This is a genomic window from Collinsella sp. AK_207A (genome assembly GCF_902501965.1).
In the GTDB taxonomy this organism is placed as follows: Bacteria; Actinomycetota; Coriobacteriia; order Coriobacteriales; family Coriobacteriaceae; genus Collinsella.
In genome coordinates this window covers 59,895-79,948 of sequence record NZ_CABWID010000020.1, presented here as the reverse complement: position 1 = coordinate 79,948, position 20,054 = coordinate 59,895, and the positions used below count along the sequence as shown (strand labels likewise).

The following is a 20,054-nucleotide window of genomic DNA, read 5'->3' as shown; positions in this document are numbered from 1 at the left end:
GAGGGAATCATCGGGCCGATGATCCGTCCATGAAAGTAAAAAATAACATATACCAGGAAAGACGAGAAGGAAGGGCACGTCATGATCGTGTCGTGGATGACGACGAACCAATGCAACCTCAAATGTGTGCACTGCTACCAGGATGCGAAAGAGCGGCAGGAGCGCGAGCTCTCCACCCAAGAGGCCATGAAGATGATCGACGAGATAGCTAAGGCGGGCTTCAAGATCATGATCTTCTCGGGCGGTGAGCCCCTTTTGCGTCCCGACATCTTCGATCTGGTCGCCCACGCCGCATCGCGGGGCCTGCGTCCGGTGTTCGGAAGCAACGGAACGCTGATCACCGACGAGGTGGCCCGCCGGCTCAAGGAGTGCGGGACTGCGGCTATGGGAATCAGCGTGGACAGCCTCGATCCCAAAAAGCACGACAAGTTCAGGGGGCTCAAGAACGCATACGATCTCACCATGGCGGGCATCGAAGCCTGCAAGCGGGCGGGTCTGCCATTTCAGCTGCACACCACGGTGGTCGATTGGAATCGCGACGAGGTGTGCGCCATCACCGATTTCGCCCAGCGGATCGGGGCCATCGCGCACTACATCTTCTTCCTGATCCCGGTGGGCCGCGGCGTCTACATCCAGGAGACGAGCCTCGAGGTGCTCGAGAACGAGGCGCTGCTCAAAGAGATCATGCTGAAATCGGCTGAGGTGGATATCGATGTGAAGCCCACGTGCGCGCCGCAGTTCACGCGCGTGGCCAAGCAGCTCGGCATCGATACGCGCTTCTCTCGGGGGTGCCTTGCCGGGCTCACGTACTGCGTGGTCGGCTCCGAGGGCATCGTGCGGCCATGCGCGTACATGACCGAGGAGGCGGGCGATGTGCGCGAGACGCCCTTCGACGAGATATGGGAGAAAAGCCCGGTATTCGAGAAGCTTCGCACACAGGTCTACAGCGGCGCCTGCGGCACATGCGATTACAGGCAGGGATGCGGCGGATGCCGTGCGCGTGCCGCCTACTACCACGAAGGCGACATCATGGCCCAGGACGAGTACTGCGCCCACGGGCAGAAGCTCGAAGCAGCTTCGTAGAGTCGATGAACCATAAAACGCAAACGAAAGGGAACAAGGACATGACTATGGAAACGATCAGGCGCGATGTGCGGATGCTCTTCGCCGGGCTGGCGGTGGCAGCGCTGCTTGTTTTGGGCTGTGCGGCGCTTCCGGGATGCTCGGCACCGAGCGAGGCCGCGCATCCCGGAAGCCAAAGCCAACCGTCCAAGCAGGGCGGGAAGGGCGCACAGGGCGGACCCGTCACCTTCACCGACGATACGGGCGCAGAGGTGACCGTCGACAACCCAAAGCGCGTGGTGGCCTGCATGGGCAGCCTCGCGAACGCGTGGGAGCTTGCCGGCGGCACGCTCGTCGGAGCATCCGACGATGCCTTCGAGAGCTACTCGATCAAATCGGACGCCGCCAAGGTGGGCGATTTCTCGGCTCCGAACCTCGAGTCGATCATCGCCCTCAAGCCCGATTTCGTCATCATGACGAGCGGTTCGGGCGGGCGCGGCCACGATTCGAGCCAGGCCGACCTCAAGCAGAGCCTCGAGGCGTCAGGTATTCCGGTCGCGTACTTCAACGTGACCAAGTTCGACGACTACCTGCGCATGCTGCGTACGTTCTGCAACATCACCGGCCGTGACGATCTGTACGAGCAGAATGGCCAGAAGGTTGCCGATAAGATAGCGAAGATCAAAGAGGCGGCGGCCGGGAAAGACGCTCCTTCCGTGCTTGTCATGACCACGTTTTCGGGCGGTACGCGCGTGCAGAACTCCTCTACGATGACAGGCGCCATGCTCGCCGATCTCGGCGTGCGAAACCTCGCCGACGAGAATCCGAGCCTGCTGAAAGATTTCAGTCTCGAATCGGTTATCGAGCTCGATCCCGATTTCATCTTCGTCATCCCCATGGGCAACGACGATGCGGCTGCTTTGAAAAACCTCAAAGAGGCGACCGAGGCGAACCCCGCATGGTCGACGCTTTCGGCCGTGAAGAACGACCACTACATCACGCTCGACAAAGAGCTGTTCCTCTATAAGCCTAACGAGCGCTGGGCTGAAAGCTATCAAACGCTCTTCGACCACCTGTACAAATAGCCCCTCGCTATGAAGACGGTTTCCTGCAAACATACAGGTGCGTTCGTATCCGTCGCCGTCGCTGCCGCTCTCGCTGTAGTGACGGTGGCGGCGTTTCTCGTCGGATCGTCGTCGGTGAGCCTGGGCGATCTGGTTGCCTGGGCGTCCGGTGGCGAGGTGAGCGACGCGGCGAAAAGCATCCTCGTGAACGTGCGGCTGCCGCGCGTGCTTGCGGCGCTGCTTTCTGGCGCGGCGCTCTCAGCGGCGGGCGCGATCATCCAGGCGGTGCTCGACAACCCGCTTGCAAGCCCCAACATCATCGGCATCAACTCGGGAGCCGGCCTGTTCGTCCTGCTCGCCGCTTCGGTGTTTCCCGGGCTTGTGTGGCTGCCCCCGCTGGCCGCGTTCGTGGGCGCGCTCGCAACGGCGCTCATCGTCTTTGGCATCTCGCTCGGCGCGAACACCTCGCGGCTCACGGTGGTGCTCGCAGGCATCGCCATCACCTCGGTGTTCGGTGCGGGCATGAACACCATCCTCATCCTGAACCCCGATGCCTACATTGGCGCGTCGACGTTCCTCGTCGGCGGGTTGGCGGGCGTGCTCATGAAAGACATACTGTGGCCCGCCGCCTATATAATCGCCGGGCTCGTCTTCGCCTTCGGCGCCGCGGGCAAGCTCAACATCATGGCGCTCGGCGATCAGACCGCCCATTCGCTCGGCATGCATGTCGGACGCACGCGCTTGGCGATGCTCGGACTCGCCGCGGTGCTTTCGGGGGCTGCGGTGAGCATTGCGGGGCTTCTTGGGTTCGTGGGGCTTATCATCCCGCATCTCGTCCGCTTCTTCGTGGGGCACGACAACCGGTTCGTGCTGCCGCTTTCGGCGACTGCGGGTGCGACTTTCGTCGTGTTCTGTGATATGTGCTCGCGCGTGATCTTCGCGCCCTACGAGGTGCCCGTGGGCATTCTCATGGCGTTTCTCGGCGGGCCGTTCTTTATCTACCTCATCCTGAAGAACCGCAAAGGGGGCTTCGATGATCGCGGTTGACATTCAAAACGTGTCGTTCTCGTACGGCAAGGCGCCGTTCATCGAGGGCCTTTCCGCGGAGTTTTCGGCGGGGGCCATCACGAGCATCGTCGGCCCCAACGGGTGCGGGAAATCGACGCTCGTGAAGCTCATAGACGGAATGTGCCGCCCCGATGCGGGGCGCGTGCTCATCGAGGGCAAGCCCACGCTTGCCATGCGGGGCAAGGAGAGGGCGCGCAAGGTCGCGGTGCTCTCGCAGGTTTCAAGGCCGCCCGCGATGACGGTCGAATCGCTTGTGGCGTGTGGGCGCTATCCGTATCAGAGCCATGAGGGACGTTTGGGGAAAGAGGATCGAGAGCAGGTCGAGGCGGCCATGCGGATGGCGGGCGTCGAGCGCTTCAGGGACTGCGACCTGCGCCGCCTTTCGGGCGGCGAGCGCCAGCGGGCGTTCATCGCCATGACGCTCGCCCAGGATACGGCCATCATCGTGCTCGACGAGCCGACAACCTACCTCGATATCGGCGCTTGCCACGAAACCATGCAGCTGGTCTGCCGGCTCAACGAGGAGATGGGAAAGACCGTGATCATGGTGATCCACGACCTCGATCTGGCGCTTCGGTACTCCGATGAGGTCATGGTCATGGAGCGCGGCGTCAGCACGTATGCAGGATCTGTCGATGAGGTGCTCAGATCGGGTGCGATCGAGCGCGCGTTCGGCGTGAGCATCTGCGCCGTCGATGCAGACGAGGGACGCTCGTACAGCCTGTTCCCGGCGTGAGCTGCATGCGATGCTCGATTGTTCATGCATCCTTGTCTGCGCCCGCGAACAGGGGATTTTTCGTTTTGGTACCTGGGTCGTTCGCGGAGTGGAGCGGCGCCCCGCAGTGCCGCCAGATCGCCGCAAGTAACACACGTACGCCAAAGGTGTCAGCGCATGATCTTATCGCTTGCCCCCATGGAGGGAATCACAGGAAGCTCGTTCAGGAGGGTGCACGCGGCATGCTTCGGGGCGCTTGACCGCTATTACACGCCGTTTCTTGCGCCTCCTCGCGTGGGCAGCGGGTTCGGGAGGAAGGCGCTCAAGGAGCTCGACCTGGAGCGCAACGCGGGGCTCGACGTCGTTCCCCAGCTCTTGACGAAGCATGCCGACGAGTTCGTCTGGGCGGTTCGGCTGCTTGCCGATATGGGCTATCGGGAGGTCAACCTCAACCTTGGTTGTCCCTCAGGGACAGTTGTCGGAAAGGGCAAGGGCTCGGGCTTTCTGCGTGACCCCGAGGCGCTCGACGCGTTCCTCGGCGAGGCCTGCGCGCGCTCGCCGCTGCCGGTCTCGGTCAAGACGCGGCTGGGCGTGTCCGATGACGCCGAGTTCGGGCGGATTCTCGAGACGTATTGCCACCACCCGCTTGCCGAGCTCATCGTCCATCCGCGCGTGCGGGAGGACTTCTACAAGGGCGCCCCGCGCTGGGAGCCGTATGGCGAAGCGCTGGAGCGGGCGCCGTTTTCCGTGGCATACAACGGGGACATCTTCGCCCCGGACGACTTTGAGCGTCTGACCAGGGCATATCCGGCAACGCGTCACGTGATGATGGGTCGGGGGATCCTGACCAACCCCGCGCTCGCGCGCCAGCTGCGCGGCGGCACCGCGGCCTCGCGCGAGGAACTGAGGGGCTTCCATGACATGTTGCTCGATGCCTACGAGGAAGAAATTGGCGGCAACGCGGTCTTTCGCATGAAGGAGTGGTGGTCGTACGCGCAGTACGCCTTCGCCGATCCGGTCGCGGTGCACCGTGCCGTGCGCAAGGTTCGCCGCGTCGACGAGTACAAGGCGGCTGCAGCGGGTATCTTTGGTGGGGAGCGTCTTGCCGACACGCCCCGCTTCCGGGGATGACGACCGGCTGGACAGTTGCTTGGGGCGGCCGACAACCCGCATGGGCTATACGAGGGCACCGGCGAGCACGCAGAAGACGATGACGAGGGCGACGGTGCCGGTGACGATGATTCAGCTGGTAGGACGAGCCCAGCTGAGCGTCCATCCCACGCCGAACCGCTTGGGCACGACGAGCGCGGGGTCATCGGCGTTGGCATAGAAGACACCGGCGCGCCAGCGGGCATCGTCGTCGGCGGGGATCGCATGGTCGTCAGGCGTCGTATCGTCCCCCAGCAGCCGTGCCGCGGGGCGCGAGGCGCCGCGGTTCGCGGCCATGCCCCCCAAGGGTATGCCGAGCCTCATGAGGCTGATGAAGCCGACCCAGGCGGGCGCCCGGGCACATTCTTTGTTGGCTGGACCCTCATAGCGGCTAGCGGAAGGTATCATCGAAGGAGTGTGCTAGAAAGCACCCGTCTCCTTAACTGTTAGAAACGCCTTCAGATCCCGGCACCGGCACGCTCCAAAAGGCGTCAGCGCATCCTCTCGCGCGCGAAGAGGGCGGCCGCGGCCGCGGCCAGGAAGAGCGCCGGCGCGACCCTGACGAAGGCCCATTCGAACCCATGGCAGAGGGTGCCCGCGACGGCGAGCTCGGGATCGCCGAGGTCCCACTGCAGGTACGGGCTTCCCAGCGCGGCCGCGCATTCAGCATGGACTCCCCCCCCTCCCTCTTCGCCGAGCCGATTGTTGCCCGCAGCGAGGCGTTGCGGCAAGCAACGGAAAGCGACATCGGGGCAAAGGCGGACGAAATCGCATCGAGCTCCCAGGATTCCCTTGCAATCTGTATATGCGCGTATATACTGTGTATATGGGTTATATACTCTATAACCCAAGAGGCGGCGCGTGACGTCCGACGCTTGCCTCCGCTGCAACCGGGGACGCCTGGCTGCGGCAACCCACCTCCGGGACGCCGAGGCGGGAAGCACCGAAAGGATACGAGCCTGTGGACATCATCATATCCAACTCGAGCGGTAAGCCCATATATGAGCAGGTCGAGGACCAGATAAAGGCGGCGATACTCTCCGGGGAGCTTTCCGAGGGGGAGCAGCTCCCCTCGATCAGGGGCCTCGCGAACAGCCTGAGAGTGAGTGCGATCACGACCAAGCGCGCCTACACGGACCTTGAAGCCGCCGGCTTCATCGAAACCGTGCAGGGGAAAGGGAGCTTCGTGGCGGGCGGCAACGCCGAGCTCATCAGAGAGGAGCGGCTTCGCGAGGTGGAGGGCCTCATGGTTCGGGCAATCGAGCGCGGCCGCGATATGGGGCTCACGAGCGAAGAGCTGGCGGAGATGTTCGCACTCGGTCTCGAATAACGACACAGGGCGCCCTGCGCTCTTCTGAAAGGACTGAACATGGCATCATCAAGCGGAGCCCTTCGCCTCGTTGAGGCGAAGGGACTGGTCAAGCGGTATCCCGGGTTCTCGCTCCAGGACGTGAACCTTACGGTGGATGCGGGGGAGATAGTCGGCTTCGTCGGCGCGAACGGTGCAGGGAAGTCGACAACCATCAAGGCCCTTCTGGGGCTGATCCCCGTCGACGGAGGCTCGTCGTCGCTCCTCGGGGTCCCGAGTGAGAAGCTCGCGCAGCCGTGCGGGGCGAGCGTCAAGGAGCAGGTGGGTGTCGTCTTCGATACCGTTTCGCTCCCCGAGCACCTCAGGGTCGCTGATGTCGGCAGGATGCTGTCCCATGCCTACGATGGGTGGGACGGGTCGCTGTTCGGGAAGTACGCGGACGAATTCGGGCTCGACGCAAGAAAGCAGGTCAAGGACCTCTCCCGCGGCATGGGCATGAAGCTCAGCCTGGCATGCGCGCTCTCGCACAGAGCGCAGCTGCTCGTCCTCGACGAGGCGACCGCAGGGCTCGACCCCATGGCGCGCGAAGAGGTCCTCGACATCCTGAGGGGCTTCGTCGCCGAGCCGGGCCGCGGAATCCTCATGTCGAGCCACATCACCTCCGACCTCGAGCGCATAGCAGACCGCATCGTGTGCATCGACGGCGGCAGGGTTCTGTTCGACCTGCCGAAGGACGCCATCACCGACGCCATGGGCGTCGCCCGCTGCCGAAAGTCCGATTTCGAGCGCATCGTCTCCTCGAGCCTCATCCCGAACGACGAGTTCAGATACCTGATGCATGACTACGGCATCGACGTCCTCGTTCCGGATCGCTATGCGTTCTCCCGGGCCATGCCCGAGATTCCCTGCGATCGGATGACAATCGACGACTACCTCGCCCTTGTCCTGAAAGGAGGCGTCCGATAATGAAGCGGGCATACCTTATGGAAATGAACGTCCTGCGCGGCTACGCGACCTCCCTCCTGGCGACCGGCTTTCTCGTCACCGTCCTCGTGGGCGTGGGAATGAAGACCGCCATCGTTGCCCCCGCCGTCCTCACCAGCATGTGCTTCATGATGGGTGCGATCGGCTCCTCCGTCTACGACGACCAGAACGGATGGGGCTCTTATCGCCTCACCCTTCCCGTCTCGAAGCGCGACGTCGTCCTGAGCCGCTATGCCGCCATCGCGACGCTTGGCCTCATCGGCTCGGCGGTCGGCTTCGCCGCATCGCTTGCGGTCATGGGGCTCGCGTCCGCCGTGGAGCTGCCGGGAGGCCTCTCCGAGCTCCTCGCGTTCAGCGGGGAGAGGGTCGCCGGCATGGCCTTCGCCACCGCAGCCTGCGTCCTGATCGGCTCCGCCGTCGCGTCCGTCGTGACGCCGGTGTACTTCAAGTTCGGCCAGACCAAGGCGACCCAGCTTCTGCCGACCGTCACCGTCGGCCTGTTCGTGGTCGCCCCCATGCTTCTCGGGAACTCGGGGATTCTCGGAGGCGGCGCGTTCGGGCTCGTGGCGGGCCTCCTCACGTTCGCCGAGACTCCCGTTGGGCTCGCGGCCTCTATGGCGGCGCTGCTCGCGGCCTCGCTTCTGATGCTGGCCGCCTCCGCCGCCGTCTCTCTCGGGCTGTACGGAAGGCGCGAGCTGTAGGCCGAGCCGTCAACCGACGCCCCGGCGCGGACCCGCTCTGCCACGATGCGGGAGCCGCGCCGGCCGCGTGCGGCTGACGATATGCTGACAATTGCGGCCTATAATCGGGCAGAAGGACGGGATTCGGCGGATTAAGGCCAGTTGGAAGAGGGGAGAGGCGTGGGCCGGAAGGGCGCGTCGCCCGCGCGGCTTTGCTTCGAATCCGGAACGGGCGGGGGAGACGCCCCGATTTCCCTTTCCAGCCCGACGGACGATGTGCGGGGCGGGACGATAATCGATGCCTCGTGGACGGCAAGCGTTTCTGAGTTCAGATTCACTGATTTTTAGTGCGCAAAAGCGCTCTTTATTGACGCCCGCGCTCTCTTTTAGCGCGGTGAACGTTTATTGGACGGGGCGAGGGCATGCGCGGCGAGGAGCTTTTCACGCTCGAGGCGGCGGCATACGTGTTCCTGCAGGAGGCCTGCCGCGGCCGTCTGGCGGCGGAGGGCGCCATGCGGGTCCTGTCCAGGTGCGCGCTGGACACTTGCGTCGCTCAGCTCCAGCCTTTGAGCAACCAGTCCACCAGGTTCTCAATGCGCACGCCTTGCTCGGTGGTGCCGAGCCGCAGGCGATCGGTGGTGAGCACCAGCTTGGGGAAGGCATCGTTTACGAGGGAAAAAGGCGCCAGTTCGCGCTCGTATGTCCCGGGGCTTGCAAGCGTTTCGGTCACCTGGATGTAGAGGCGCTCGTCGTGCTTGTCGGCCACGAAGTCTATCTCGCCTTTGAGCAGTGCGCCCACGGTCACGTTGTAGCCACGGCGCACGAGCTCGTTGAACACCACGCACTCGAGTTGAGCGCCCAGGTCCTTTGGGGCAAAGTTGCTAGCTAGATTGCGCAAGCCGGTGTCGATGGGATAGAACTTGCGCTGGGGTCTAAGCACCTGCTTGCCGGCGATACCGGTCTGCTCACACTCACTCAGGATGTAGGCGCTTTCGAGGGCTTTGAGGTAGTTCTCGACCGTCTCGGCATAGGTTTTCCTGCCCGCGCTTGTGAGGGCGTTTACCACGTTTCGCGTCGAGAACAGGTTGCCCGAGGTGGAGAAGGTGTAGCGCACAAGTTTAGAAAGTAGATCCATGTCGCCTACCTGGGTGTGCATGGCCACGTCGTTCAAGATGATGGTGTCGTGGATTGCGTCCAGGAAGCGTGCCATACGATCTTGGGTTCTGTCGACGATGTCGAACTGCCCGGGCATGCCTCCGTACGTGAGGTAGCGGGAAAAGAGGGTGGAGGTGTCGAGTGGCGATGTGCCGGCTGCCGTCTCGAACTGAAGATATTCTTCGAACGACAGGGGCTGCACGTGAATCTCGACATAGCGCCCACCCAGCAGCGTCGCCAAATCTGACGAGAGTACATGGGCGTTTGAGCCGGTGATGTAGGTGTCTACCAGCGGGTGGGTGTGTAGTCTACGTACGACCTTCTCCCAGTCGCGGATTGTCTGGACCTCGTCGATAAACACATAGAGAGGTTTGGAAGAATCGGCCATCTCGAGTGCTGTCAGGAGTTCCGACTGAAGCCATTCGGCGTCGGGGTTCAGGGGGACGCCGAAACCGTCCATCTTGCGGTAGAAGATGTTGCGGGTGCCGCCCAACTCGGAGGTAATCTGATCGACGAGCAGCTTAAGAAGTGTCGACTTGCCGCACCTGCGTACGCCGGTGATGACCTTTATGTCCTGGGAGTCGCGATACTCGGCGAGCTTGCGTTCGTAGCGGTCGCGATGAGCGATGGTCTGAAGTCGCATGAGGCCTCCAAGAAAATGTAGGGTCCACTCGATATTTTAGGTCAAATATCATTAAATATCGACCGAGTCCTACATCTTTCGCAGATTTGTGGTGCGCCCGCGCCGTCCCTAGTCGAACAAGCTCGGCATGTCGTCTTCCTTCATAAGAGCGCCGGCGCAGGGGAGGCTCTGCGCGGTGAACTTTTCGGTCGAGACGCCGGCGCCAAGGATTTCCTCGATCGTGCCGACGGCGGTGACCAAGCGGCCCTTCTTGGCGGTAAAGGCCTGGACGCCCTGCGTCATAGCCCAGCCCCCGCGCGATTCCATCCGACACGAAAGCCATCGAACATTCGTCCGTTACTTTGGTTCTGCCGGGGGCAGGCCTTACTCAAACATCTGCGATAGGTCGATAAAGGCGACCCGATCGCTCTCGTCGGCATCGAAGCCAGAGCGGGAGAAGAATCCGTAGCGGTGGCACTTGAGCCCCGTTGCTTCGACTTGGGCGATTTCCTCGTCAACCATCTTTTGCGTGATGGGTGACTTACGGAACTTGGCCTCGTAGAATGCGTAACCCTCGGGATCTTGCGTCACTACATCGAATTCACCACTCGTTTTATTTGCGGGGTCGCCGTACCAGTACGTGCCTATCGCGTCAAAAGGCGGTTCGATCTTGCCGGCTCTATTCTGCCGCACGAGGTATTGACGGCAAATTTCCTCGAACAGATGGGGGACGCAGTTTTCCTCGAAGTCTTGCAAGACATGGCGATCATAGAAGACATCCGAATCGAGCAGCTGGCGCGCAGAGGCATTGCGGAAGACGTAGCGATAGAAAAAGAGTGAAAGCTGATCCACTACGAAGTAGCCGGACTTGCGCTTATTCGCGGGGTCGTTGATGGGCGCACGCTTCTGGACGATTTCGAGCGATATGAGCTTGTCTAAGACGTCCGCCATGGCAGGACCGCTCGAGACATGCGACTGCGCCAGCACATCACCCCAACGTGAGTAGCCTTGCACGAGGGCCCCTAAAACTTCGTTGGCGTTGGTCATCTTGGAGATTTCGGCGCTGAGGTAGGACGGTACCTCGCTTTCCAGGCGGGCACCGGGTTCTGTGACAAGTTCGATGATGTTATCGCGCACGCTCTGGGACTGATCGACGAGCCGGTTGTAAAAGGGAATGCCGCCAAAAACGCTGTAGAGTCTGATCTTGTCTTCGGGCGAGAACGCGGGATAGAACTTTGCAGAGTCAAAGTAGTCCATGGGTTTAAGATCGAGCGTGAGGTCGATGCGTCCGTAGAGGGGACTCTCATGCTCTATGAGGGATCTCATAATCTCAACGTAGGAACCGCACAGCACAATGCTCAAACGAGAGTCTTCCCTGCGAGCATCGATTGAGGTCTGGAGGATGCTGTCCAGACCTTTGACCGCATCTCTCAGATAAGGGTATTCGTCGAGAACGAGGGTGACGTTCTTGTTTTTGGCTTGGCCAAACAGAAACTCGATGAGTTCACGAATGCTCGAGAGGGCTAGTGGCGGAAAGCCCAATGCTTCGGCGACGAGGCCGGATAGGCTTTCGAGGTTATCTGCCTCGGAGGTCTGACGGCACTCGTAATAGACCGTTGTGTGGTCCGGCAGATCGGCGAGAGCTTGCTTGATGAGCTCGCTTTTGCCCACGCGACGCCTGCCGTAAACAAGGACATTGCACTGCTCGCGCGCGGTGAGCGTTTTCTTAATTCGAGCGAGTTCACGCTCCCTGCCGATGAATTCCACTTACTCGGTTCCTTCCGACTCGGTTTTGTCCGAGTTAATTGTAAGGCACGACTCAGCCTACCCTCGTGCGATATGACGGGGATACCACGTTTGGAACCATGCGGTGAAGATGCCCATCAACGCGGGGAGGACGGAGTTGATCGCGCCGACAAAGCTGGCCGCATCTGTTTGCATGATGAGGTACGTCCAGATGGGTGTGACCAGGTAGAGGATTCCCCATGCCGCGGTCAGGATGCGATTCGTCCTCATGAAGATCGGGTTGCGCAGCTCCGCGTCTCCGTTATAGCTGTTCTTGGAGTAATGCGCGGTCAGGGGTACCTTTGTGAAGCAAGAGACCGTCCAGATGAGTCCGAACAGGAAGTACGATGCCGGAATCACGAGGATGGGGGAGGCTCCCGCCAGCAATGCGATGGAGCAGGCGCCAACTCCCAGAGCTGAGATTTGGTCGTATCGGGTTGCTTTGGTTCGGCACATGAGGACGGGCAGCAGCACGCATGTCGCCATGCTGATGAGGCTGCCCCAGTGGCTGTCGATGGCCGCCGCGACCCAGAAGACGATCCAGGGAATCAAGAGCAACAGCATGTTGGTCTTTGGCTCGGCTGTATCCTCGGCTGCTTCGGCCTCGCCGGCGCCTGCCTTTGCCTCTCCGCTACCTGCTCCGGTGTTTGCGGCGCCAAAATAATCGTCCCAATGCATCATCAGGTCAAAGTCACCCTCGACCGTGTACAGGTGCTCCATGAGTGCCGCGTCCCCGGCGACCTCACCGCTGGCAATCGAACGCCAGACGCTCAGGGGCGTGTTGATCCTTGTGGTGTAATCCGCGGTGAAGCCTTCGGCAGGTTTTTCTTCTACGCGGCTTCCGGCAGCCCCGAGGACGATGCGGTAGACCTTGCCGATATCCGTGTAGTTCATATCGAGCAAGAGGTCTCGTCCGGGCCAGGCTTGCCTGCGATAGAGGGCCGCCATCTGGCGGGTGAACACCAGGCTGGGGTCTTCCTTCTCGCCGGACTCGCCAACGCCCCAGCTTGCGTCTGCCATTGCTTCAAAGACGTCGCGCGGGTAGAGGTTCTGCTCGAGTTTTGCGCGGGTTTCTTCGGTGATGCCCTCGCTCGCGAACTCCTCGCCAGCTCTTTTGACCCAGGAAAGGTATTCGTCGGTGCGCTCCGACAGCTCTTTTACGCGGAAAAGTTCACCTTGGCCGCAGAAGATGTCGGTGTAGCCATCCTTGCCGCAAAACCGGTCGAACAGGTCGGTCACGCCATTGTAGTTGCCTTTTGCGGTATAGAAACCGCAAGTTGAGATTACGACCGTTCGCTTGCCGCTCATGTCGTAGCGCGACGGGTGCCCGCCGCTTTCTGTGCCGGCGCTCATGAAGGGAAGCGACATGGGAAGCTGCCGGTCGATCAGGTTCTTCAGCGGACCGGGCAGTCCAAAGTAGTACAAGGGGAAGCTCCAGATAATGATGTCGGCCCACAGGATCTTTTCGATGACCGCCCGCATGTCGTCGTGGATGCAGCACGTTCCCGGCGTCTTGCTCCAGCAGGAAAAGCACCCCAGGCAGGGTTTGATGTCGAGATTGCATACATTCAGGGTTTCGATTTCTGGAGTCTGCTCGTAGGCGCTCTCTTCTTGGGCAGTTATTCCGTCTAGGAAGGCGCTGGTCAGGCGCCACGTATTGCTTCGCTTGCCTTTGGGGCTGCCGTTGATCGCCAGGATGTTCATTATTTGCTCCTCAGTTCGGCGGCGCAGTGCTCGGCCCAGTCGATATGCATCTGCAGGCTTCGTCTGCCAAAGTCAGAGGTCATTTTCCAGTAGGGGCTTTGGTCTTTTAATGCTGCGTGCTTCAGCCGTCAAAGAAGCATACATCTAGTGCAAGGCATTCACTAGTGCCGTGATCAGGAACGCGATGAGGAAGCCGAACCCCGCACCGCAGGCCATCTTGAGCGCAGAGCTGAGCCGTGACCTGCGTCTGGAAAGCGCCTCGGTCTCGCTCGGAGCCTCCTCGCCGTCCATGAACGCGCTGATCTCACGGAACGTCACAAGGTCATGCTCGCGTTTGATCCTCTCGATGCGCGATGTGCATACGAGCGACGGGATCCAGAATGCAACAAACACGAGTATCCCGATCAGCGCGCCTGCGGACATATGCGGGATGAACGATGGCTCGGGCAGTAGTGCGTAGATGCCTGCCATGCATGCAATCCCCGCGAGCAGCAGGGCAACAGACCCCATCGCCAATCGCTCCATCTTGAGCGCATCCTTGCTTACGACTTCCTTCATTGAAACCACGTCTCCTTTCACGAGCTCATCGATGGAGACGCCGAAGAGGTCGCTTAGAAGCAGCAGGCTTTGGACATCCGGATAGGTCTTTCCGTTCTCCCAGCTGGACATCGTCTGTCGCGACACGTAAATCGCTTGCGCGACGGCCTCTTGTGAGAGCCCCAAGCGCTCGCGGTGCGCTTTCAGCTGTTTCGGCAACTCCATCGGCTCCTCCTTTCGGGAGACGAAGTTCCTATTTCTCTGAATCATTTTCTACCAAGATGGCTTTACATGGGTCGTCGATCAAGTGCGACGGCATGTCTGATGTTCTTTCCATAGGCCGCTGACCTTGGGTTTTTCTTGCATGACAAACAGATTGACTTTTGATGCCGCCGCCCTGCTGTTTTTTATGCGTCGCCATCGATCGCGACGGCTAGACGTTACATTAAATTATCTGCTGCGGTCGTTGTGCCGTCTCGCCATAACAATCAAATGCGTTTCATCGAGGTTCCCTGGTGGGAGCTTTGCCGCGCGTGTTGGGTGACCGGCTGCGCCGCGGGGATTCAAAGGCAACCGCATCGACACGGATTGAAGGCTATGCAGCGCGACAAGATCAAGCCCATACCGTTCAGCATCATCAAGGACACCGATAAAGAGGAGCTGCGCAGGCAGATCCCGAAGGATATTGTCTCGGGCATCGTCGTGGCCGTTGTAGCCCTGCCGCCTTCCATCGCTCTCGCCATCGCCTCTGGCGTGGCACCCGAGTAGGGCCTGTATACCGCGATTGCCGCAGCTTTCGCTATAGCGCCCCGGCCGAGAGCGTTCGCCGCATCGAGCAAGCGCGCGCCCGAGGGGCAGGCGCTCAGCTTGCCTGAGCTGCTCGCGCTCTCGGTCGAAGAGACGCTGCCACATGTTGCCGACGTCCGGAAGGCGCACGAGAACCGCAAGCCTTGCATGACCTGGGACTGGGGTACCTTACGCTCGGCGAGGCCACGCCGGCGCTATCGGGCGATTTGGCTCACCCTGCGCTGTTTGCGATTGCCTGGTCGATGAGCTTGCTGAGCGTTTTCTGCTGTTCGGGGGACGTGATCGCGCCGACGATCGGGTCGCCCACGATGTTGCCGTTCTTGTCGACGACGTAGGTGGTCGGGTACGAGAACAGCTTGGAGGTGAACTTCCCTGCCTCGCTGCTCGACGCGAACCAGATGTTTTTGTACGTGACGCCCTTCTTCGCGAGGATGTCCTTCGCCTCTGATATCGCGGTCGCGTCACCGTCGAGTGTGAAGGAGTTCACGCCAACGACCTGGCCGCCCTTGCCGGCGAGCTCCTTGTTGAGCGCTTCCAAGTCGCTCAGCTCGCCCACGCACGGCTTGCAGGTGGTGAACCAGAAGTTGACTACGGTCACCTTGCTCTCCGAGAAGAGCTTGTCGCTGGTCACCTCGTTGCCGTCGAGGTCTTTCCCCTGAAAACTCGGGAACTTGTTCGCACTGGTAGCGGTGCCTGCACTATTCGGCATGCCAGCGCTTGACGCGTCGACACTTTCCCCTGAGCTCGGGGAGCTACCGCATCCGGGGAAGTCCTTCTCGAGGGCGGCGAGCTTGTTCTCGATTTCCTTCACTTGTTGGGCCCCCGCCTTGAGCGTCTTCATCTCCTCGGCCGAGAACTGGTCTTTGGCGCCCTCGATCGTGTCGAGCAGGAAGTCGCCGTAGTTCTTGCCGTCTTCGATCATCGGCGTGTCCTTGTTGGCTGCCAGGAATACTTTCTCCCAAAGCTTCGAGTCGTCAGAGAGAATCTCGTTTTCCTTCTGCATGAGTTTCTGGTGCAGCTCGGCCGCTTCCTCGGCGTTCTTTGACTGCGTTGCCAGCAAAGCCGCAATGTCTGAATCGCCGCTCATCGAGCCGGTGTTGCTATCTTTAGGTGCCGAACAGGCCGCAAGGCTGAGCGCCAGCAGGGGGACCATCAGCAGTGCCGCAATCTTCGTTCGTTTCATGATTATTCCTCCGTTTGCAGTCGTTTGCTTTGCTTGTTGCCGTCTTGATTCATTGGCTTCCTTTGCATTGCTGTTTCGGTTGTTTTTCCGGTAAGCCAAGGCCGTAGTTGAAGCCGATGGCGTCGGTCGGGCAGACCCTTATACACTTGCCGCAGCGGATGCACTCGGGGTGATTGGGCGATTCCGTGACTTTGACGTCCATCTTGCACGTTTTCGCGCACGCGCCGCACGAGATGCATCGGTGCTGGTCAACCTTAATTCCAAGCAGGGATACCTTGTTCATGAGCGCATAGAACGCGCCGAGCGGGCAAACCCATTTGCAAAAAGGTCGATAGAACAACACGCTTAAGACGACCACCGCGATCAGGATGGCAAGCTTCCAGGTGAACAGCGTTCCCAATGCGGAGCGTATGCCGGAATCGACGATGGCAAGCGGAATCGCGCCCTCGAGCACTCCCTGAGGGCAGAGGTACTTGCAAAAGTACGGGTCGCCCATCCCGACGTCGTTGACGAGCAGCGCGGGTAGCAGAATCACGGTGAGCAGCAGCACGATATACTTAAGGTACCTAAGTGGTTTGAGTTTCTTCGTTGACAGCTTCTTGCCGGGAATCTTGTGGAGCAGTTCCTGCAACCAGCCGAACGGGCAAAGGAATCCGCACACGAAGCGGCCGAGCAGCACGCCGATGAGGATTAAGAGTCCGGTCACGTAGTACGAGAAGCTGAACTTCGATGAGCCCACAATCGCCTGGAACGACCCGATGGGGCAGGCGCCTGTGGCGGCTGGGCAGGAATAGCAGTTCAGGCCAGGTACGCAGACGGCCTTGCCCGGGCCCTGATAGATGGTGCCCTTGAAGAAGTTCGGCAGGTGGATATTGGTGAGCAGCGTCGCAGCCGCCTGGATCCATCCGCGAAACCGGCTCAAAAACTGCGATGCGGGATTTCTTCTCCTATCCAATTCCGATGCACTCCAAGCACAGTCTTATCGCCTTGGCCAACACGGCGTTTGCTTCGCCCCGCATGGCACCGAAGCACACCATGGCCACCCCGATCGCCAGCAACGCGACCTGAACTGCGGGTTTTGTCACTTTGAACAATCCGACTTCTCCTTTCGTTCGTTTCCCATCTTCTAACCTGCGTATCTTTACTTATCGAACAGGTCGAGGAGGTATCCATAGCCCTCTGTTTCCATCTTGGCGTACGGCACGAAGCGCAAAGACGCGCTGTTGATGCAGTAGCGCACACCGTTGGGAGACTCGGGGTCATTGGTGAACACGTGCCCGAGATGGGAATCCCCAGCGCGGCTTCGCACTTCGGTGCGGCGCATCCCGAGGCTGTTGTCCTCAAGCTCCACCACGGCGGGCTTCTCGATGGGCTTTGTGAACGCAGGCCAACCGCAGCCGCTTTCGAACTTGTCCGTGGAGGAGAAGAGCGGCTCACCCGTGACGATGTCCACGTAGATACCCTTCTCGAACTGGTTCCAGAACTCGCCAGTGAAGGGGCGCTCCGTGCCGTTTTCCTGGGTGATGCGGTACTGCTCCGCGGTCAGCTTGTCCCGAATGGACTCCGCTGCGGGCTTGCGGTAATCGCCAGGATCGATGCGAAGCTTGGAGAACAGCTCCATCTCCGCTTTTGGGATATGGCAATAGCCGCCGGGGTCTTTTGCGAGGTAGTCTTGGTGGTACTCCTCTGCGGGGAAGTAGTTTCTCAGCGGCCCGATCTCTACGAAGAAGCTCTCGTTGTGGCCACGCTCGATTTCCGCAATGCGCTCTACTGTCTCTTTCGCCTTGTCGTTGGTGTAGTAAACGCCGGTTTGGTACTGGCTGCCCCGATCGTTGCCCTGCCGGTTCTCTACCGTAGGGTCGATAACGTAGAAATAGGCAAGCAACAGCGCATCGAGGCTCACCTGGTCGGGGTCGTATTCCACCCGCACGGTTTCCCGAAAGCCGGTGTTTCCCTTGCAGACGGTCGAGTAGTTGGCGTCCGCCTCGCAGGTGCCGTTTGCGTAGCCGTTCTGGGCATCAAGGACGCCGGGAATGGACTGCATCAGCTGTTCGATACCCCAAAAGCATCCTCCTGCCAGGTAGATGACGTTTTCCGTGGTATCCCTGTACATGGTTTTCCCATCTTCCATATTTGAGGGTTGCTCGATCGAATCAGTTTTTCTCGCTCCGCTCTCTTTGGAGGCGATCTGCTGAAAGGCGGCGTATCCGCCAAGAGCCAATGTCGCCGCGAGCAGGAACGGCAGTGCTTTTCGACGCATGGTTTTGTCCTCCTTTCGGGAGAAATGAGCCTATTCCTTCCGTTCCGCGATCCATTGGAACATATCGCCTATAAGATCCGTGTTAAGAGAGATGGCATCTATGCGAGGAGGTCTGCATGCGCATTTTGGTTGTTGAAGACGAGTGGTCGCTGTGCGATGCGATCGCACGCAGCTTGAGGCGCCTTGCGTACAGCGTTGACTGCTGCCACGATGGGCGGGAAGCGCTTGATCTGCTTGCCGTCGAGAGCTTCGATCTTGTCGTGCTCGATTTGAACCTTCCCGGAGCGGATGGCATGACGGTGCTGAGGACGCTGAGGGAATCCGACTGCGAGACCAAGGTGCTCGTCCTCTCGGCGCGCAGCGAGGTTGCTGACAAGGTGGCCGGCCTTGATGCGGGAGCCAACGACTACCTAACGAAGCCGTTTCACCTCGAAGAGCTCGCGGCGAGAATACGCGCTCTCACGCTCAGGCGCTTTACGCAAAACGACGTGCTGTTGACCTGCGGAAATCTGACATTTGACACAAAGGCGCGTCGGGCTTTTGCAGGCGATGAGGCTTTGTCTCTCACACGGAAGGAGACCGGGATACTCGAATACATGATGCTCAACCAGGGGCGGCCGGTCAGCCAGGAGGAGCTGCTCGAACACGTGTGGGATAGCAGCGTGAACAACTTCAGCAACTCGATCAGGGTGCACATCTCGGCTCTGAGGAAGAAGTTGCGCGGCGTTTTGGGGCGCGACCCCATCCGCAATCGTATAGGGGAGGGCTACGTCATGGAGGAGGTCGAATGAGAAGGCTCTCGCTGCAGTGGCGCATCACGTTGATGACGGCCCTTCTCGTGTGCGTAATGTGCATGCTGATGAACTGCCTGATTGGGTATTCGGGGATGCGATATATGGACTCGATCGGCAGCGGCATATCGGCATGCGGTGATATCGGCGATGGCGCCGCTGCGTCGTTCGATCCCGACAACCGCGAGCTCGACGAAGAGCTCACGATTGTTGTGAGCAACGCGCAGGAATCCTTCAGCACGACCAATTGGCTTATAACGGTTGCGGTGACGTTGCTTGGAGGCGTGTTGGCGTATTTCGTCAGCGGCCGTGCGCTCAGGCCGCTGCGGGCTTTCGCGTCGCAGGTTGAGAGCGTGCAGCCGAGCAACCTTGCGGACATGAAGATCAGCGAGGATGTGCTGCCTGAGTTCAAGCAGTTCAGCAAGTCGTTCAACAGCATGATCGACCGCCTTGACGAAGGTTTTAGCGCACAGCGGCAGTTTACGGGGAATGCCGCGCACGAGCTGCGAACGCCGCTTGCGCTCATGCAGGCGCAGGTCGAGCTGTTCTCTGCCGAGCACCCCGACGTGGGGCTTGAGGAAGCTGCATTCCTCGGGCTTCTGCAGGAGCAGACCGAGAAGATGTCGCAGATGACGAAGACGCTGCTCGAGATGAGCGAGCTCCACAGCGTGCCCTGCGACGATCGGATTGAGTTGGCGCCGATGTTCGAGGAGGTGCTCGCCGATCTTGCGCCCCTCGCTGAGGCGAAGGATGTCTCCCTTGAGCGTAGCGGGGATGCCCTGCTGATCGGCAGTGACACGTTGATGTATCGGCTCGTGTTCAACCTAGTCGAGAACGCAATTCGGTACAGCCGACCCGGCACAGTGGTTCGTGTCTCCGCCTGCGAGGAGGGCGGGCGCGTTGTTCTGCGGATCGAGGATTGCGGACCTGGAATCCCCAATCAGTTCAGGAAGAGCGTCTTTCAGCCGTTCTTTCGCGTTGATTCGTCCCGTAGCAGGGAGTACGGGGGTGTTGGGCTGGGGCTTTCGCTCGTGTGGGAAATTGCCGCACTTCATAGCGGTACGGTGGAGGTCGAGGCGAGCTCTGAGGACGGCACTGTCATGCGCGTGGAGCTTCCAGTTGGGGAGTGCCGCTCGACTGTGTGACGCGTGGGCACGAGACTGCGCGGCGCGTAGATGG

General features: G+C 60.5%; 22 protein-coding genes and 1 pseudogene. 11 read left to right on the top strand and 12 right to left on the bottom strand.

Translation table 11 applies throughout. The annotated features are described in order from the left end of the window. Positions 1 to 81: 81 nt before the first annotated feature. The 5 genes from nirJ2 to GDJ97_RS08015 all read left to right on the top strand — a co-directional run bounded on the left by nirJ2 (position 82) and on the right by GDJ97_RS08015 (position 5,040). On the top strand, positions 82 to 1,083 hold the full coding sequence (gene nirJ2, locus GDJ97_RS08035; protein ID WP_152070771.1) for a putative heme d1 biosynthesis radical SAM protein NirJ2: 1,002 nt from the start codon (positions 82 to 84) through the stop codon (positions 1,081 to 1,083). 47 nt (positions 1,084 to 1,130) lie between these two features. Next, complete coding sequence (locus GDJ97_RS08030) at positions 1,131 to 2,147, top strand: ABC transporter substrate-binding protein (RefSeq protein WP_226808935.1); 1,017 nt, start codon at positions 1,131 to 1,133, stop codon at positions 2,145 to 2,147. Between the two features lie 9 nt (positions 2,148 to 2,156). Then, entirely contained in the window at positions 2,157 to 3,173 is a 1,017-nt protein-coding gene (locus GDJ97_RS08025; protein ID WP_152070770.1) for an iron ABC transporter permease, read from the top strand. Beyond that, positions 3,160 to 3,930: an ABC transporter ATP-binding protein gene (locus tag GDJ97_RS08020; protein ID WP_226808933.1), complete on the top strand. Its 771-nt coding sequence runs from the start codon at positions 3,160 to 3,162 to the stop codon at positions 3,928 to 3,930. Before GDJ97_RS08025 ends, GDJ97_RS08020 begins: the two co-directional genes overlap by 14 nt. A 156-nt stretch (positions 3,931 to 4,086) precedes the next feature. Beyond that, entirely contained in the window at positions 4,087 to 5,040 is a 954-nt protein-coding gene (locus GDJ97_RS08015; protein ID WP_152070769.1) for a tRNA-dihydrouridine synthase, read from the top strand. Between the two features lie 111 nt (positions 5,041 to 5,151). Here the strand turns inward: GDJ97_RS08015 and GDJ97_RS08010 are convergent, their stop codons facing one another. Then, positions 5,152 to 5,355 carry a DUF5808 domain-containing protein gene (locus GDJ97_RS08010; protein WP_226808952.1) on the bottom strand — a complete coding sequence of 68 codons (204 nt, stop codon included), beginning with the start codon at positions 5,353 to 5,355 and terminating at the stop codon, positions 5,152 to 5,154. A 664-nt stretch (positions 5,356 to 6,019) separates the two neighbouring features. Here GDJ97_RS08010 and GDJ97_RS08005 point away from each other — a divergent pair. The 3 genes from GDJ97_RS08005 to GDJ97_RS07995 are packed head-to-tail and all read left to right on the top strand — an operon-like array spanning position 6,020 to position 8,052. Further along, entirely contained in the window at positions 6,020 to 6,388 is a 369-nt protein-coding gene (locus GDJ97_RS08005) for a GntR family transcriptional regulator (protein WP_152070767.1), read from the top strand. 39 nt (positions 6,389 to 6,427) lie between these two features. Then, positions 6,428 to 7,333 (top strand): ABC transporter ATP-binding protein, encoded by a 906-nt coding sequence (locus GDJ97_RS08000; protein WP_152070766.1) that lies wholly within the window; start codon positions 6,428 to 6,430, stop codon positions 7,331 to 7,333. Next, entirely contained in the window at positions 7,333 to 8,052 is a 720-nt protein-coding gene (locus tag GDJ97_RS07995) for an ABC-2 transporter permease (protein ID WP_152070765.1), read from the top strand. The genes GDJ97_RS08000 and GDJ97_RS07995 overlap by 1 nt, the downstream gene beginning before the upstream one ends. Before the next feature lie 532 nt (positions 8,053 to 8,584). Here the strand turns inward: GDJ97_RS07995 and GDJ97_RS07990 are convergent. The 6 genes from GDJ97_RS07990 to GDJ97_RS07970 form a co-directional block, all read right to left on the bottom strand. Continuing rightward, on the bottom strand, positions 8,585 to 9,829 hold the full coding sequence (locus GDJ97_RS07990; protein WP_152070764.1) for an ATP-binding protein: 1,245 nt from the start codon (positions 9,827 to 9,829) through the stop codon (positions 8,585 to 8,587). 108 nt (positions 9,830 to 9,937) lie between these two features. Then, positions 9,938 to 10,111, bottom strand: a complete 174-nt coding sequence (locus tag GDJ97_RS09410) for a hypothetical protein (protein ID WP_193221370.1) — start codon at positions 10,109 to 10,111, stop codon at positions 9,938 to 9,940. 81 nt (positions 10,112 to 10,192) lie between these two features. Continuing rightward, positions 10,193 to 11,575: an ATP-binding protein gene (locus tag GDJ97_RS07985; protein WP_152070763.1), complete on the bottom strand. Its 1,383-nt coding sequence runs from the start codon at positions 11,573 to 11,575 to the stop codon at positions 10,193 to 10,195. 57 nt (positions 11,576 to 11,632) lie between these two features. Beyond that, positions 11,633 to 13,297, bottom strand: a complete 1,665-nt coding sequence (locus GDJ97_RS07980) for a flavodoxin family protein (protein WP_152070762.1) — start codon at positions 13,295 to 13,297, stop codon at positions 11,633 to 11,635. After that, complete coding sequence (locus GDJ97_RS09880; RefSeq protein ID WP_226808950.1) at positions 13,297 to 13,422, bottom strand: hypothetical protein; 126 nt, start codon at positions 13,420 to 13,422, stop codon at positions 13,297 to 13,299. Before GDJ97_RS09880 ends, GDJ97_RS07980 begins: the two co-directional genes overlap by 1 nt. Positions 13,423 to 13,441: 19 nt before the next feature. After that, positions 13,442 to 14,059 carry a helix-turn-helix transcriptional regulator gene (locus GDJ97_RS07970; RefSeq protein WP_193221361.1) on the bottom strand — a complete coding sequence of 206 codons (618 nt, stop codon included), beginning with the start codon at positions 14,057 to 14,059 and terminating at the stop codon, positions 13,442 to 13,444. A gap of 372 nt (positions 14,060 to 14,431) precedes the next feature. On the opposite strand from GDJ97_RS07970, the gene GDJ97_RS07965 reads away from it, so the two are divergent. After that, positions 14,432 to 14,602, top strand: a complete 171-nt coding sequence (locus GDJ97_RS07965) for a hypothetical protein (protein ID WP_226808931.1) — start codon at positions 14,432 to 14,434, stop codon at positions 14,600 to 14,602. A gap of 250 nt (positions 14,603 to 14,852) precedes the next feature. Here GDJ97_RS07965 and GDJ97_RS07960 read toward each other — a convergent pair whose 3' ends face one another. The 5 genes and pseudogenes from GDJ97_RS07960 to msrA form a co-directional block, all read right to left on the bottom strand. Further along, a complete protein-coding gene (locus GDJ97_RS07960) occupies positions 14,853 to 15,824 on the bottom strand; it encodes a TlpA disulfide reductase family protein (protein WP_152070760.1) in 972 nt (323 codons plus the stop codon). 49 nt (positions 15,825 to 15,873) lie between these two features. Continuing rightward, entirely contained in the window at positions 15,874 to 16,779 is a 906-nt protein-coding gene (locus tag GDJ97_RS07955; RefSeq protein WP_152070759.1) for a 4Fe-4S binding protein, read from the bottom strand. Beyond that, entirely contained in the window at positions 16,772 to 16,909 is a 138-nt protein-coding gene (locus GDJ97_RS09875) for a CD1871A family CXXC motif-containing protein (RefSeq protein WP_373422678.1), read from the bottom strand. Before GDJ97_RS09875 ends, GDJ97_RS07955 begins: the two co-directional genes overlap by 8 nt. Positions 16,910 to 16,965: 56 nt before the next feature. Further along, entirely contained in the window at positions 16,966 to 17,445 is a 480-nt protein-coding gene (msrB, locus tag GDJ97_RS09870; RefSeq protein WP_373422677.1) for a peptide-methionine (R)-S-oxide reductase MsrB, read from the bottom strand. A gap of 27 nt (positions 17,446 to 17,472) precedes the next feature. Beyond that, positions 17,473 to 17,937: pseudogene (msrA, locus tag GDJ97_RS09865) on the bottom strand (peptide-methionine (S)-S-oxide reductase MsrA); the annotation flags it as partial. A 263-nt stretch (positions 17,938 to 18,200) separates the two neighbouring features. Here msrA and GDJ97_RS07940 point away from each other — a divergent pair. Further along, positions 18,201 to 18,875: a response regulator transcription factor gene (locus GDJ97_RS07940; protein WP_152070757.1), complete on the top strand. Its 675-nt coding sequence runs from the start codon at positions 18,201 to 18,203 to the stop codon at positions 18,873 to 18,875. After that, on the top strand, positions 18,872 to 20,020 hold the full coding sequence (locus GDJ97_RS07935) for a cell wall metabolism sensor histidine kinase WalK (protein WP_152070756.1): 1,149 nt from the start codon (positions 18,872 to 18,874) through the stop codon (positions 20,018 to 20,020). Before GDJ97_RS07940 ends, GDJ97_RS07935 begins: the two co-directional genes overlap by 4 nt. Positions 20,021 to 20,054 lie beyond the last annotated feature (34 nt).